Origin of the sequence: Rubellimicrobium mesophilum DSM 19309, assembly GCF_000600335.2 — a bacterium.
In the GTDB taxonomy this organism is placed as follows: Bacteria; Pseudomonadota; Alphaproteobacteria; order Rhodobacterales; family Rhodobacteraceae; genus Rubellimicrobium; species Rubellimicrobium mesophilum.
The window spans coordinates 1-12,101 of sequence record NZ_KK088562.1 but is presented as its reverse complement, the minus strand read 5'-3'; the positions used below and the strand labels follow the sequence as shown (position 1 = coordinate 12,101).

General features: G+C 71.3%; 9 protein-coding genes and 2 pseudogenes. 2 read left to right on the top strand and 9 right to left on the bottom strand.

All coding sequences use genetic code 11. From position 1 onward, the window contains the following. Positions 1-93: 93 nt before the first annotated feature. Together RUMESO_RS08070 and RUMESO_RS08065 are read right to left on the bottom strand one after the other, a co-directional pair. A complete protein-coding gene (locus RUMESO_RS08070; protein WP_051521129.1) occupies positions 94-1,920 on the bottom strand; it encodes an ABCB family ABC transporter ATP-binding protein/permease in 1,827 nt (608 codons plus the stop codon). A gap of 212 nt (positions 1,921-2,132) precedes the next feature. Then, positions 2,133-3,626, bottom strand: a complete 1,494-nt coding sequence (locus RUMESO_RS08065; protein ID WP_156362759.1) for an Ig-like domain-containing protein — start codon at positions 3,624-3,626, stop codon at positions 2,133-2,135. A gap of 96 nt (positions 3,627-3,722) precedes the next feature. On the opposite strand from RUMESO_RS08065, the gene RUMESO_RS08060 reads away from it, so the two are divergent. Beyond that, the gene (locus tag RUMESO_RS08060) at positions 3,723-4,310 is read left to right on the top strand and encodes an LOG family protein (RefSeq protein WP_051521127.1); all 588 of its coding nucleotides are present in this window, start codon (positions 3,723-3,725) and stop codon (positions 4,308-4,310) included. On the opposite strand, the gene RUMESO_RS08055 is transcribed toward RUMESO_RS08060, so the two are convergent. The 7 genes and pseudogenes from RUMESO_RS08055 to RUMESO_RS08025 all read right to left on the bottom strand — a co-directional run bounded on the left by RUMESO_RS08055 (position 4,268) and on the right by RUMESO_RS08025 (position 11,609). Then, the gene (locus tag RUMESO_RS08055; protein WP_037279509.1) at positions 4,268-4,705 is read right to left on the bottom strand and encodes a host attachment family protein; all 438 of its coding nucleotides are present in this window, start codon (positions 4,703-4,705) and stop codon (positions 4,268-4,270) included. The two genes, RUMESO_RS08060 and RUMESO_RS08055, sit on opposite strands and share 43 nt — an antisense overlap. Before the next feature lie 119 nt (positions 4,706-4,824). Further along, the gene (locus RUMESO_RS08050; protein ID WP_037279508.1) at positions 4,825-5,424 is read right to left on the bottom strand and encodes a superoxide dismutase; all 600 of its coding nucleotides are present in this window, start codon (positions 5,422-5,424) and stop codon (positions 4,825-4,827) included. A gap of 325 nt (positions 5,425-5,749) precedes the next feature. Then, positions 5,750-6,109, bottom strand: a complete 360-nt coding sequence (locus RUMESO_RS08045) for a sarcosine oxidase subunit gamma (RefSeq protein WP_245639198.1) — start codon at positions 6,107-6,109, stop codon at positions 5,750-5,752. 149 nt (positions 6,110-6,258) lie between these two features. After that, positions 6,259-9,241, bottom strand: a pseudogene (locus tag RUMESO_RS08040) (sarcosine oxidase subunit alpha family protein). Then, positions 9,238-9,594 (bottom strand): sarcosine oxidase subunit delta, encoded by a 357-nt coding sequence (locus tag RUMESO_RS08035; protein WP_037279598.1) that lies wholly within the window; start codon positions 9,592-9,594, stop codon positions 9,238-9,240. Before RUMESO_RS08035 ends, RUMESO_RS08040 begins: the two are co-directional and overlap by 4 nt. A gap of 135 nt (positions 9,595-9,729) precedes the next feature. Beyond that, on the bottom strand, positions 9,730-10,278 hold the full coding sequence (locus RUMESO_RS25015) for a hypothetical protein (RefSeq protein ID WP_037279506.1): 549 nt from the start codon (positions 10,276-10,278) through the stop codon (positions 9,730-9,732). A gap of 82 nt (positions 10,279-10,360) precedes the next feature. Beyond that, positions 10,361-11,609 (bottom strand): annotated as a pseudogene (locus RUMESO_RS08025) (sarcosine oxidase subunit beta family protein). Between the two features lie 162 nt (positions 11,610-11,771). Here RUMESO_RS08025 and ccmI point away from each other — a divergent pair. After that, on the top strand, positions 11,772-12,101 hold a 330-nt coding region (gene ccmI, locus RUMESO_RS08020), incomplete at its 3' end, for a c-type cytochrome biogenesis protein CcmI (protein WP_037279505.1).

The window sequence follows — 12,101 nt, the reverse complement described above, 5'->3', positions numbered from 1 at the left end:
CAGATAGGGCGGCCCAGCGGAACGGCCAGTATGCCTTGGCGCGCTTCGGCCGATCGCCGGGCCAACCCTGCCGCCCGGGTGGCGAGAGCCTGTTCAGGCCGCCATCTCCTCCTCGCGGGTCTGCCGCGACCAGAGCTCGGCATAGCGCCCGCCGCGCGCGAGGAGCGCGTCGTGCGTCCCTTCCTCGATCAGCCGTCCGTCCTCCAGCACCACGATCCGGTCGGCGTCGGCGATGGTGCTCAGCCGGTGCGCAATGACGATCACGCTCCGCCCCTGCCCCATGTCGTGCAGCTCCTCCTGGATGTCGGCCTCGGTCGCGGTGTCGAGCGCCGAGGTCGCCTCGTCCAGGATCAGGATCGGCGGGTCCTTGAGCAGCGTCCGCGCGATGCCCACGCGCTGCTTCTCCCCGCCCGAGAGCTTGAGCCCCCGCTCGCCGACCTGGGTCTGGTAGCCCTGCGGCAGGCGCATGATGAAGTCGTGGATATGCGCGGCCTTCGCGGCGGCCTCGATCTCGGCCTGCGTGGCGCTGTCCCTGCCGTAGGCGATGTTGTAGCCGACCGTGTCGTTGAACAGCACCGTGTCCTGCGGCACGACGCCGATCCGGGCGTGGAGCGACTCCTGCGTGACCTCGCGGATGTCCTGCCCGTCGATGCGGATCGCGCCCCCGGTCACGTCGTAGAATCGGAACAGCAGCCGCCCGATGGTGCTCTTGCCCGCGCCGGACGAGCCCACGACGGCGACCCGCTGGCCGGGCGCCACGCGGAACGAAAGGCCCTTGAGGATCGGCCGCTCGGGGTCGTAGCCGAACTCCACCCGGTCGAAGACGATCTCGCCCCCCAGGACCTCCAGCGGCTTCGCCCCGGGCCGGTCCGTGACCTCGGCCGGCTGCTCCAGCAGGTGGAACATTTCGTCCATGTCCACGAGGGCCTGCCGGATGTCGCGGTACATGGACCCCAGGAAGTTCAGCGGCGTCGTGATCTGGATCATGTAGGTGTTGACCATCACGAAGTCGCCTACGGTCATCTGCCCCGCCTGCACCCCGCGCGCCGCCATGAGCATGACCACGATCAGCCCGAGGTTGATGAGGAGCCCCTGCCCCAGGTTCAGGTAGGCCAGCGAGTTGTTGGTCTTGACCGCCGCCTCGGCATAGGCCGCCATCGCCTCGTCGTAGCGCCTGGCCTCGCGCTCCTCGGCGTTGAAGTACTTCACCGTCTCGTAGTTGAGGAGCGAGTCGATGGCCCGCTGGTTCGCGCGGGTGTCCTGGTCGTTCATCTCCTTGCGGATCTTCACGCGCCATTCTGTGACGGTGAACGTGTACCAGACGTAGACCGCGATCGTGGCGCCCACGACCACGAGGTACCAGGCGTCGAACAGGAACCAGAGCATGACGCCGGTCAGCACCAGCTCCAGCAGCAGCGGTCCCAGCGAGAAGAGCATCAGGCGCAGGATGTAGTCCACGCCCTTCACGCCGCGCTCGATGATGCGGCTCAGGCCCCCCGTCTTGCGGGTGATGTGATAGCGGAGCGAGAGCGCGTGGATGTGCCGGAACGTCTCCAGCGCGATCAGCCGCAGCGCCCGCTGCCCCACGCGGGCGAAGACCACGTCGCGGAGCTGCTGGAACGCCACGTTCGACACCCGCGCGAGGCCGTAGGCCAGCGTCAGGCCGATGGCGCCCATCGCCAGCGCCCCGCCTGGCACGTTCCCCGGGTCCGACAGCGAATCCACCGCCCAGCCGTAGACCACCGGCGTCAGCACGGTGATGACCTTGGCCAGGACAAGGAGCAGCACCGCCCCGACGACGCGCCGCTTCACCCAGGGATGCCCCTCCGGCCAGAGATAGGGCGCGGTGCGCCGGACCGTGCGCCAGTTCGAGGCACGGTCGGCGCGGAGGGCTTCGTCGGTGATCGACAGGCGGCGCATGGGCAGGGTCCCGGTCAGGTAGCGGAGGAACCTAGCCCGTGGCGCGCGGAATGGCGAGAGGCGGCGCGTCCGCCTGCCCATGCGGGCAGGCCCCATCGGGAGCCCGGACAAGAGCCTGGGCCCCGCGCCCTCGGGTTTCACCAAGGGCACCGCCGGCCCGGGCCGGAGGCCGTCCTACCGGCCCGCCCCATGCGATCCCGCAGACGTCCGACCTAGCGCCCGTCCATGGCGGGCAGCACGAAGACCTGCCCCGGATAGATCAGGTCCGGGTTGCGGATGCGGTCGCGGTTCATCTCGAAGACCTGGACATACATCAGCGGCTCGCCGTAGCGGTCACGCGCTATGGCCCAGAGCGTGTTGCCCGGCTGGACCGTCCGCACGGCGATGGTCTGCCCGGGCCGCTGCGCCTCGGCCATGACCGCGTCGAGGTCGTCCTGGCCCTCGCGTCGGAAGGGGGTCTCGATGCGGCTCAGCACCTGCCCCCCGGCGTCCACCTGGTCCACCCGCAGCGTGTACGCGCCGGGCTCGGTCCCCGTCAGGGTCGCGGCCCACTGGCCATCGGGGCCGACCGGAACATCGGCCACCATGACGTTGTCGAGGTAGAGCCGGACCGCACCGCCCCCCGAGGCCCGTCCCGCGAGCTCGACCTCCCCCTCGCCGCCATAGGAGATGGCGTCGAGCGCGACGGTGGCGAGCGTCTCCGCATCCGCGCCGGGGGCGAGCGCCGGCTGCAGCACGCGTACTCCCTCGGCATCCGAGAGGAGCACGGCGGCCTGCCCCGGCTTGCCGCCCTCGGGGACCGGCGGCTCGGCCGGTCCCCCAGCCACACTGGGCGCGGGCCCGTGCTCGGGAACCTGGTCGGGCGAGGCGGCAACCGGACCGGTCGCGGCAAGCACGCCGGAGGGCGCCCCCTGCCCTGCCGAACCCGCTGCCGGGGCGCTCCCCTCGCCGGGCGGAGCGACGTTCCCGGCGGGCTCGGCCAAGCCGACCTCCGGCGCCGAGGCGTCGTGCGGGGCGCTCGCCACGGGTGAACCGATCGCGCCCCCATCCACCGGCGGAGGTGGCCCCGCATCCCCAGCAACGGCAACATCGCGCCTCGGCGGCTCGGGCGAGACCGTCGCCGGCGGTCCGGAAACCTCGCCCGCCTCCTCCGGGGCGACCTCGGCCGTGGCACCAGACGGTGGCGCGGCGCCCACCGCAGTCGAGGCGCCCGAAGGTAGGCCCACCTCCTCCGCCCCGCCAGCGGACCCGGCGTCGGCAACCTGCCCCCCGGTGGGCGCCACGATCACCGTCTCCTCGGAGACCGCGCCCCCCTCGTCCCGCAGGGTCAGCGCGCGCGGCTCGACCGAGGGCGAGAGGTCCAGGAAGGCCACGAAGCGCCCGTCCTCGTCCGCCGTGACCTCGGCCGCGACGTCCTCGTCGGCCAGCACGGCGACCGAGGCGCCCGGGTCGGCCTGCCCTGCGACGACGCCGCTCCCGTCCGGGGCGACGCGAACGGTGTCGAAGCGCGGGCCTAGATCGCTCTCGGGAATTTCCGTGTCCGGCGCGGGCGCGGACGCCGGCTCGGCGGCGGGTCTCGCGACCGTGGCCGTGCGGGTCGGCTCCACCGGCGCCAGCAACGGCACCGCGCTGAGGAGCAGCACGCCGCCCGTCCCGACCCCCGCCAGGGCGCCGAGCAGCACGCGCAGATCGCTCCCTATGGCCACGCCTCCTCCCAATCCGCCCGGACCCTCGCATCCGGGTTGGAATGAGAATAGCAACCCCCCTAGACTACGTCAAAATTCCATCGGAGGAGCGAGAGGTTGAGCCTGTCGGTCTGTGTCTATTGCGGCTCGCGCGACGGCCGCGACCCCCTTTACGCCGAGATGGCCGAGGCGACGGGCCGGATGCTCGCCGCCAACGGCTGGGGGCTCGTGTATGGCGCCGGCGACGTGGGGCTCATGGGCCGCGTCGCCCGCACCCATCAGGCGGCCGGCGGACGGGCGCTGGGCGTGATCCCCGGCCACCTCTTCCCGCGCGAGATCGCCAAGCGCGACCTCGACCGCCTCGTGGTCACCGAGACGATGCACGAGCGCAAGAAGGTCATGTTCATGAACGCCGACGCGGTGGTCTGCCTGCCCGGCGGCGCCGGATCGCTCGACGAGTTCTTCGAGGTCCTCACCTGGCGCCAGATCGGCCTGCACGAGAAGCCGATCCTGCTCCTCGACGCGGGGGGCTACTGGCACCCCCTCGTCGCGCTCCTCGACCATGTCGTCGCGCAGGGCTTCGCGCAACCCTCGCTCAGGGACTTCGTCACCGTGGTGCCGGACGTGCCCGCGCTGGAGCACGCCCTGCGCGCGGCCCTGCCTCAGGCGGCCGCCAGTTCCTCCGCCACGATGCGCTCGATCTGATCGACCGGGTGGCCGGTCAGGGTCTTGGGCACCTCCGCCACGACCCGGCTCGCCACCTCCTTGTGGAGCGACTGGCGCAGCGTCCCCAGCACCTTGGGCGGCGCCACGACGACGAGCCGGTCGAAGCGGTTGCGGTGCGCGGCCTTGTAGAGCCAGTCCGCCATCGCCTCCGCGAAGCGGTGCTCCTCGAAGGTGTGATAGTCGTTGGCGTCGAGCTGCCGGCGGACGCCCTGCTGGTCGGGGCTGGTGGTGGCCTCGCCCCGGCTGTCGGGGGCGTCGTTCTCCTCCTTGCGCACCACGCGGAGGTTCGGGTCCATGCCGTCCGTCAAGTTCTCGAGGACCAGCGCCTTGGCGCCGTCCACGACCAGGACCCAGGTGCCGTTCTCAAGCCGCATCGCGTTTCCCTCCGTCTGAACGGAGGGAAAACCGGCCGGACCTCGCCCCGGTTCCGAAACGCGAACGGCCCGGCGGAGTTTCCGCCGGGCCGCCCGGTCCGCCTCTGGGAAAGGCGGCCTCAGAGCCGCGAGGCGACGTTCTCCCAGTTGACGAGGTTGTCGAGGAAGTTGGTGAGGTAGGCCGGCCGCTTGTTGCGGTAGTCGATGTAGTAGGAATGCTCCCACACGTCGCAGCCCAGCAGCGCCGTCTCGTTGAAGCAGAGCGGGTTCACCCCGTTCTCGGTCTTGGTGATCTTGAGGTTGCCGCCGCTGTCCTTGACCAGCCAGGCCCAGCCCGAGCCGAACTGCGCGGCCCCGGCGGCGGCGAACTGGGTCTTGAAGTCCTGCACGGACCCGAAGGCGCCGTTGATCGCGCGCTCCAGCTCGCCCGGCATCCGGGATTCGCCCGGGGTCATCCACTGCCAGAACTGGTTGTGGTTCCAGTGCTGCGAGGCGTTGTTGAAGATGCCGTTCTGCGCCACCGCGCCGGCCTGGTAGGTGCCCCGGACGATGTCCTCGAGCGACTTGTTCTCCCACTCGGTGCCGGCGATCAGCTTGTTGCCGTTGTCCACATAGGCCTTGTGGTGGAGGTCGTGGTGGAACTCGAGCGTCTCGCGGGACATGCCCTTCGACGCCAGGGCGTCGTGCGGATAGGGCAGGTCGGGAAGGGTGAAGGCCATGGCGCGGCTCCTTGCATTCATCTCGGGCGCCCGATCGGCGCGCGCCATAACAAGGCGCACGGCGGCGTGAGGTCAAGGGTCGGCGGCTCGCTTCACGGGCTCGACACCGCGTCCATGGCCCTGAAACGTCGTGGCCCCCGCGGTCGCTTGCCAGCGAACGGCGGGGGCCGGCCCGGTCCGCGCCGGGCCTATCTGGCCGGGTCCTCTCCGGCCGAAGGAATGCCTTCTTGAACGCCCTCCTGCCTAGCAGAATCGGGCGAATCACGCAACGGCCGCGTCCAGGGCATCGGCTAATAATGGCCGATGCGGACCTAATCCCGCCGGATCAGAAGAAGCCGACCGCTCCGTCCACCGCCGACTGGCGCAGCAGCGCGAGCATATAGTCCCCGACCGAGCGGAAGCAGACCACGCGGGCGCCCTCGCCCTCGAGCCAGAAGGCCGCCGCGACCTGTCCCAGGCGCGAGCGCCGGACCATGGCGGGACCGAACACGTCGGGGTGAAGGTCGGCCGGCGTGAGCTTCGCCAGAACCTCCCGGACCTCCGGCCCGTCGAGCCGCAGGCACACCCGCAGGTCGGACACGTCGGTGACGAGGTGATGCGTCCCGGCAAGCGCCTCCGAGAGCCGCGCCACCGCCGCGCCCACCTCGTCGCGGGCGACGAACAGCAGGAGCTCGTCCGGCGACATCCAGGCCGCGCCGCGCTCCGAGGTCCCCCTCGATCCGCAGCGGGTCGGGCACGGCCACGCCCGTCACCTCCCGCACGGCGGCACGCAGACGCTCGTCCGATAGGTCGCCGCGCAGGCCGATCATGCCCAGCGGCGCCGACATCGTCACCTCAGCCATTCAGCCTCTCCCCCGCCTTGTCGAAGAGCACCGGATCGACGACCCGCGCCGGCACGGGATCGCCGCCCCTGCGCGAGACCTGCACCGTCTGCCCCATCCGATCGCCCCCGCGGTGGAGCAGCGCCATCGCGATCCCCCGGTCCAGCGTAGCCGAGAAGTAGGTCGAGGTGATCCGGCCTTCTGTGTTCCTCTGCCCGTTCGCGTTCTCGCCCACCCCGAGGATGTAGGCCCCCTCGGGCAGCACCGACCCGTCCAGCGTCTCGAGCCCCACGAGCTGCCACCTGTCTGGGCTTGCCATGAAGGTCCGCATCTGGGCGCGCTTGCCGAGGAAATCGGGCTTCTTCTTCGAGATCGCCCAGCCGAGGTTCAGGTCCTGCGGGATCACCGTCCCGTCGGTCTCCTCGCCGATCATGACGTAGCCCTTCTCGGCCCGGAGGACGTGCATCGCCTCGGTCCCGTAGGGCGTGACGCCGAACTCGCGCCCGGCCTCCATCAGCGCCTCCCAGAGCGCGAGGCCCTGGCCCGCCGGAACCGCGATCTCGTAGGACAGCTCGCCCGAGAAGCTGATCCGGTGCACCCGCGCCTGGAAGCGGTTGCCCAGCGTGCCCTCGGCGAAGGTCATGAAGGGCAGCGCCTCCCTGGACAGGTCCATCCCCCCGAGCTTCGCGATCACGTCCCGCGCCCGCGGCCCCGCGACGGCGATCTGCGCCCATTGCTCGGTCATGTTGGCCGTGTAGACCTTCCAGCCGTGCCACTCGGTCTGGAGCCAGTCCTCCATATGCGCGTGGATGCGGTCCGCACCCCGGTCGTCGTATGGCAGAGCCAGGTGTCCTCGTTCAGCCGCACGACCACGCCGTCGTCCGACAGGAACCCGTTCTCGCTGCACATCAGCCCGTAGCGGCACTTGCCGACCGGCAGGCTGCTCATGACGTTGGTGTAGAGCATGTCGAGGAAGCGGCCCGCGTCCGGCCCCTTCACGACGATCTTGCCGAGCGTCGAGGCATCCAGCAGCCCACCGAGTTCCGCACCGCCAGAACCTCGCGGTTCACCGCGTTCTCGACGTGCTCGCCCGGCCTGATGTAGGCAAAGGGACGGCGCCAGAGGCCCACGGGCTCCCAGGTCGCGCCGTGCCGCTCATGCCATTGGTGGATCGCCGTCTTGCGGATGGGCTGGAACAGCGGCCCCTTGGCGACCCCTGCGATGGTCCCCATCGTCAGCGGCGTGTAGGGCGGGCGGAAGGTCGTCGTCCCCACCGCCGGGATCGGCACGTGCAGCGTCTGACCCAGCACCGCGAGCCCGTTGAGGTTCGAGGTCTTCCCCTGGTCCGTCGCCATCCCCAGCGTCGTGTAGCGCTTGACGTGCTCGACGCTCTGGAACCCCTCGCGGGCCGCGAGCTCCACGTCCGACACCTTCACGTCGTTCTGGAAGTCGAGCCACATCTTTCGCTTGAGCGAGGTCTTCGCCCCCTGCGGCATGACCCAGACGGGCAGGAACGGCCCCTCCTCCGCGTCGCGCGCGGCGATATGCGGCTCCGCCTCGCCCCCGGCGGCCTGCGCGCCCGCCGAAAGTCCCGAGGCCAGCACGCCGGCCGTCCGCAGCTCCCCAGCCGAGCCGCCGGCCGGGATCACCATGGCGCTGCCGTCATGCTGGCGCGGCGGCCTCTCCGGGTTGGGCAGGAACATCGCCCGGTCGTCGTCCCAGGCCAGCGCCCCCCCTGCGTGCGACCAGAGGTGCACCGAGGGCGTCCAGCCGCCCGACATCGCCACCGCGTCGCAAGCGATGTCCTCGATCCCGGCCCCCTCGCCCACCAGCGCGCAGAGCGTCACGCCCGTGACGCCCCGCCGCCCCTTGACCTTGGCGATCCCCCGCCCCGCCTCGATGCGGATGCCGAGGTCCCGCGCCATCCGCACGAGCTCCCCGTCCGGCCGGGGCCGCGCGTCCACGATGACGGGCACGAGCAGCCCCGCCCGATGCACCGCCAGCGCCGTCCGATAGGCGTCGTCGTTGTTGGTCACCACCACCACGCGGTCGCCGACGCTCACCCCCCAGTTCGCGAGGTAGTCGCGCACCGCCGAGGCCAGCATCACCCCCGGGACGTCGTTCCCCGCGAAGGCCAGCGGCCGCTCGATGGCCCCGATGGCCGACACGATCTTCCCGGCCCGGATGCGCCACAGCCGCTGGCGCGGCCCCACGCCGTCGAGCTGCTCGCAGGCCAGCACGTAGCCGTGGTCGTAGACCCCGCTCACCTGCGTGTTGAGCCGCAGCCGCACGTTCGGCAGCGCCTCCAGAGCCTTGACCGCCTGCTCGATCCAGTAGGCGGCGGGCGTGCCGTCGATCTCCGGCCCGTCCACGGCCGCCCGGCCGCCCCACCAGCCGTTCTGCTCCAGCAGCAGCACGCGCTGGCCCGACCGCCCGGCCGCCAGCGCCGCCGCGAGGCCCGCGATCCCGCCCCCGGCGATCAGCACGTCCACGTGGACGTTGAAGTGCTCGTAGAGGTCCGGGTCCCGCCCCTCCGGCACCCGGCCCAGGCCCGCGCTGCGGCGGATGAATGGCTCGTAGACGTGCTTCCAGGCGGCGCGCGGCCACATGAAGGTCTTGTAGTAGAACCCCGCCGGCAGGAACCGCCCGAAGGCGCTGTTCACCGCGCCCACGTCCAGGTCCAGGTTCGGCCAGCGGTTCTGGCTCAGCGCCGTGAGCCCCTCCGTCAGCGGCGTCACGGTCGCGCGCTGGTTGGGCTCCATCCGGTGCCCCGCGCCGAGGTTCACGAGCCCGTTGGGCTCCTCCTGCCCCGAGGCCACGAGGCCCCTCGGCCGGTGGTACTTGAAGCTCCGCCCCACCACCGTCTGTCCGTTGGCAAGCAGCGCCGAGGCCAGGGTATCCCCCGCGAAGCCCCGGTAGTGGTGCCCGTCGAAGGTGAAGCGCAGGGGGCGCGAGCGGTCGATCAGCCGCCCGCCCCGGGAAAGCCGCGTGCTCATGGCGCCACCTCCGCGTCGGGCGAGGGCGCGCCGGGCTCGAAGCCCCAGCCGGGACGCGCCGCGCTGATCCGCTCCCGCAACCTGTCCGAAGGTTCCGCCAGCGTCGCCGGATAGGTCCCGAAGACCTGGTTGTTGGCGGTGTCCCGCGCCGCCAGGAACCACTTCCCGCAGCCGAAGCTGTGGCGCCAGCGCTCGAAGTGCGGGCCCTTGGGGTTCTGCCGGTGGAACAGGTAGCCCAGGAACTCGTCGTCCGAGGATTCGGGCCCGAAGCGCTTCAGATGCGCCTCGCCGCCGGGCGAAAGCTCGGTCTCGTCGGCTTGGACGCCGCAATGGGGGCAGGTGAGGATCAGCACGGCGCCTCCGCGATGCATGGAACGGCAAAAGGCCGCCCTCCGCAGGGAGGGCAGCCCACGTGTCCCCGAAGGGACGACAAGACTTCGGGGCGGACGCGACGGCGTCCGCCCGACAGATGGATCGTCGGCCCGGCCTTACTGGTCGGTCGGCTGGGTTCCGGTCGCCTCGCCTTCGGTCGGAGAGGCTTCGGTCGCCGGAGTGGTGGTGGTGCCTCCGGTGGTCGAGGTCTCGTCCGCGCCCGTGGCGGCATCGGCCGCGTCGTCGGCCGCAGCATCGGCAGCCGCGCCGGTGTCGGTCGTGGCATCAGCCGCGCCGGTGTCGGTCGTGGTCGTCGTGGTGGTGTCGGCGCCAGTCGTCGTCGTGGTGGTCGCGGTGTCGCCACCTTCGGTCGTGGTGGTGGCAGTGGCGTCCGTGCCGCCCGCGGCGGCGTCGGTCCCGGTCGTGGCCGTGTCGGTCGTGGCGGTGTCGGTCGCAGTCGTCGTGCCACCGGCGGCGGTGTCGTCCGTGGTCGTCGTGGTCGTGGTGGCGGCGTCGCCCGTGTCCGTTGTCTCGACGACGTTGTCACCGGCCGACATGAACCACCACAGCAGCAGCAGCACCACGATGATGGCGCCGATGATGAAGGCGACCGTGCTGCCCGAGCTGCGACGCGGCGGAGGCGAGGTGTAGTTCGGATCGGACATGAAGAGGGCTCCGTGGCTAAGTCTTGCGCCACGGCAACGAGGTCCCCTCGCGGCCGGTTCCCGAACCCGTGAAGAATCTTGGTCAATGCGCCACCCCGGCGGCGACGCTTTCGTCGATGAAACGCCCTTCGCGGAACCGATCAAGCCCGAAATCGGCGGAAAGCGGCCCAGGCTGCCCCGTGGCGACCAGATCCGCCATGGCCCAGCCCGAGCCCGGGATCGCCTTGAACCCGCCCGTCCCCCAGCCGCAGTTGACGAAGCAGTTCCCCAGCGGCGTCGCCGAGAGGATGGGCGAGCGGTCCCCCGTCATGTCCACGATCCCGCCCCACTGCCGCAGCATCTTGAGCCGCGAGATCATCGGGAAGGTCTCGATCAGCGCCCGCACCGTCTCCTCGATGTGGTGGAAGCTGCCGCGCTGCGTGTAGGCGTTGTAGCCGTCGGTGCCGCCGCCGATCACCATCTCGCCCTTGTCGGACTGGCTCATGTAGCCGTGCACCGTGTTGGCCATCACGACCACGTCCATGCAGGGCTTGATCGGCTCGGACACGAGGGCCTGGAGCGGCAGCGACTCGATGGGCAGGCGGAAGCCCGCCATCTCGGCCAGCACGCTCGAATGCCCCGCGACGACGATGGCGAGCTTCTCGCAGGCGATGGTGCCCTTGGTCGTCGCGACGCCCGAGACCTTGCCGTTGGCCGTGTGGACGCCTCTCACCTCGCACTGCTCGATGATGTCCATGCCCATGTCGGCGCAGGCGCGGGCATAACCCCAGGCCACCGCATCGTGCCGCGCCGTCCCGCCACGCGGCTGCCATAGCGCTCCCAGCACCGGGTAGCGCGGCCCGTCGAGATGGATGATCGGGCAGAGCTCCTTCACGCGGGCGGGCGAGATGTATTCGGTGTCCACGCCCCTGCAGGGCGTTGGCCTCGGCGGTGCGCTTGTAGCCCCGCACCTCGTGGAGCGTCTGCGCCAGCATCATCACGCCGCGCGGGCTGAACATGACGTTGTAGTTCAGCTCCTGGCTCAGCGTCTCGTAGAGGCTCCGCGCCTTCTCGTAGATCGCGGCCGAGGGGTCCTGGAGGTAGTTCGACCGGATGATGGTCGTGTTCCGCCCCGTGTTGCCGCCGCCGAGCCACCCCTTCTCGATCACCGCGACGTTGCGGATGCCGTGGTTCTTGCCGAGGTAGTAGGCCGTGGCGAGCCCGTGCCCCCCCGCCCCGACGATCACCACGTCATAGCGGCTCTTGGGCAGGGGCGAGCTCCACGCCCGGTCCCAGCCCGAATGCTGCCGGAGCCCCTCGCGGACGAGGGCGAAGACGGAATAGCGGCGCATGAGTCTCATCCCCTGGAGGCCTGCGGGCCACGCTCTACAAGAGCGGCCGGCCCGTGGGAAGCGGGCAGCGCTGCGGCACTGGGCCACGCGAAAGCGACCTTCCGCGCACGGCGCCCCGCGACTAGATAGGCCCGGCGCCAAAGGGGCGCGGAGGCCTGGCCCATGCTCTTCTGGATCGTCGCGGGAACGCTCTCGGCCCTGGTGGCGCTCCTCGTCGCGCGGCCCCTCCTCCGCCCCGGCGCGGAGGCGCCCCAGGGCTCCCCCGACCTCGGCATCTACCGCGACCAGCTCGCCGAGGTGGAGCGCGACCTCGCCCGCGGCACCCTCGCCCCCGAGGAGGCCGAGCGCGCCCGCACCGAGATCGCCCGCCGCCTGCTCGCCGCCGACCGCGCGGGGCCGCTCTCCCTCCGCGAGGCACCCCGTCGCGCCGCGCTCGTCATGGCCGCCCTCGCCGCCGCCCTCGTGGTCATGGGGAGCCTCCTCCTCTACGCC

Bases quoted from the DNA above. Each gene is read 5' to 3' on its own strand.
- RUMESO_RS08070 (WP_051521129.1), bottom strand. From the start codon at position 1,920: ATGCGCCGCCTGTCGATCACCGACGAAGCCCTCCGCGCCGACCGTGCC.
- RUMESO_RS08055 (WP_037279509.1), bottom strand. From the start codon at position 4,705: ATGCGGCTTGAGAACGGCACCTGGGTCCTGGTCGTGGACGGCGCCAAG.
- RUMESO_RS08050 (WP_037279508.1), bottom strand. From the start codon at position 5,424: ATGGCCTTCACCCTTCCCGACCTGCCCTATCCGCACGACGCCCTGGCG.
- RUMESO_RS08045 (WP_245639198.1), bottom strand. From the start codon at position 6,109: ATGTCGCCGGACGAGCTCCTGCTGTTCGTCGCCCGCGACGAGGTGGGC.
- RUMESO_RS25015 (WP_037279506.1), bottom strand. From the start codon at position 10,278: ATGTCCGATCCGAACTACACCTCGCCTCCGCCGCGTCGCAGCTCGGGC.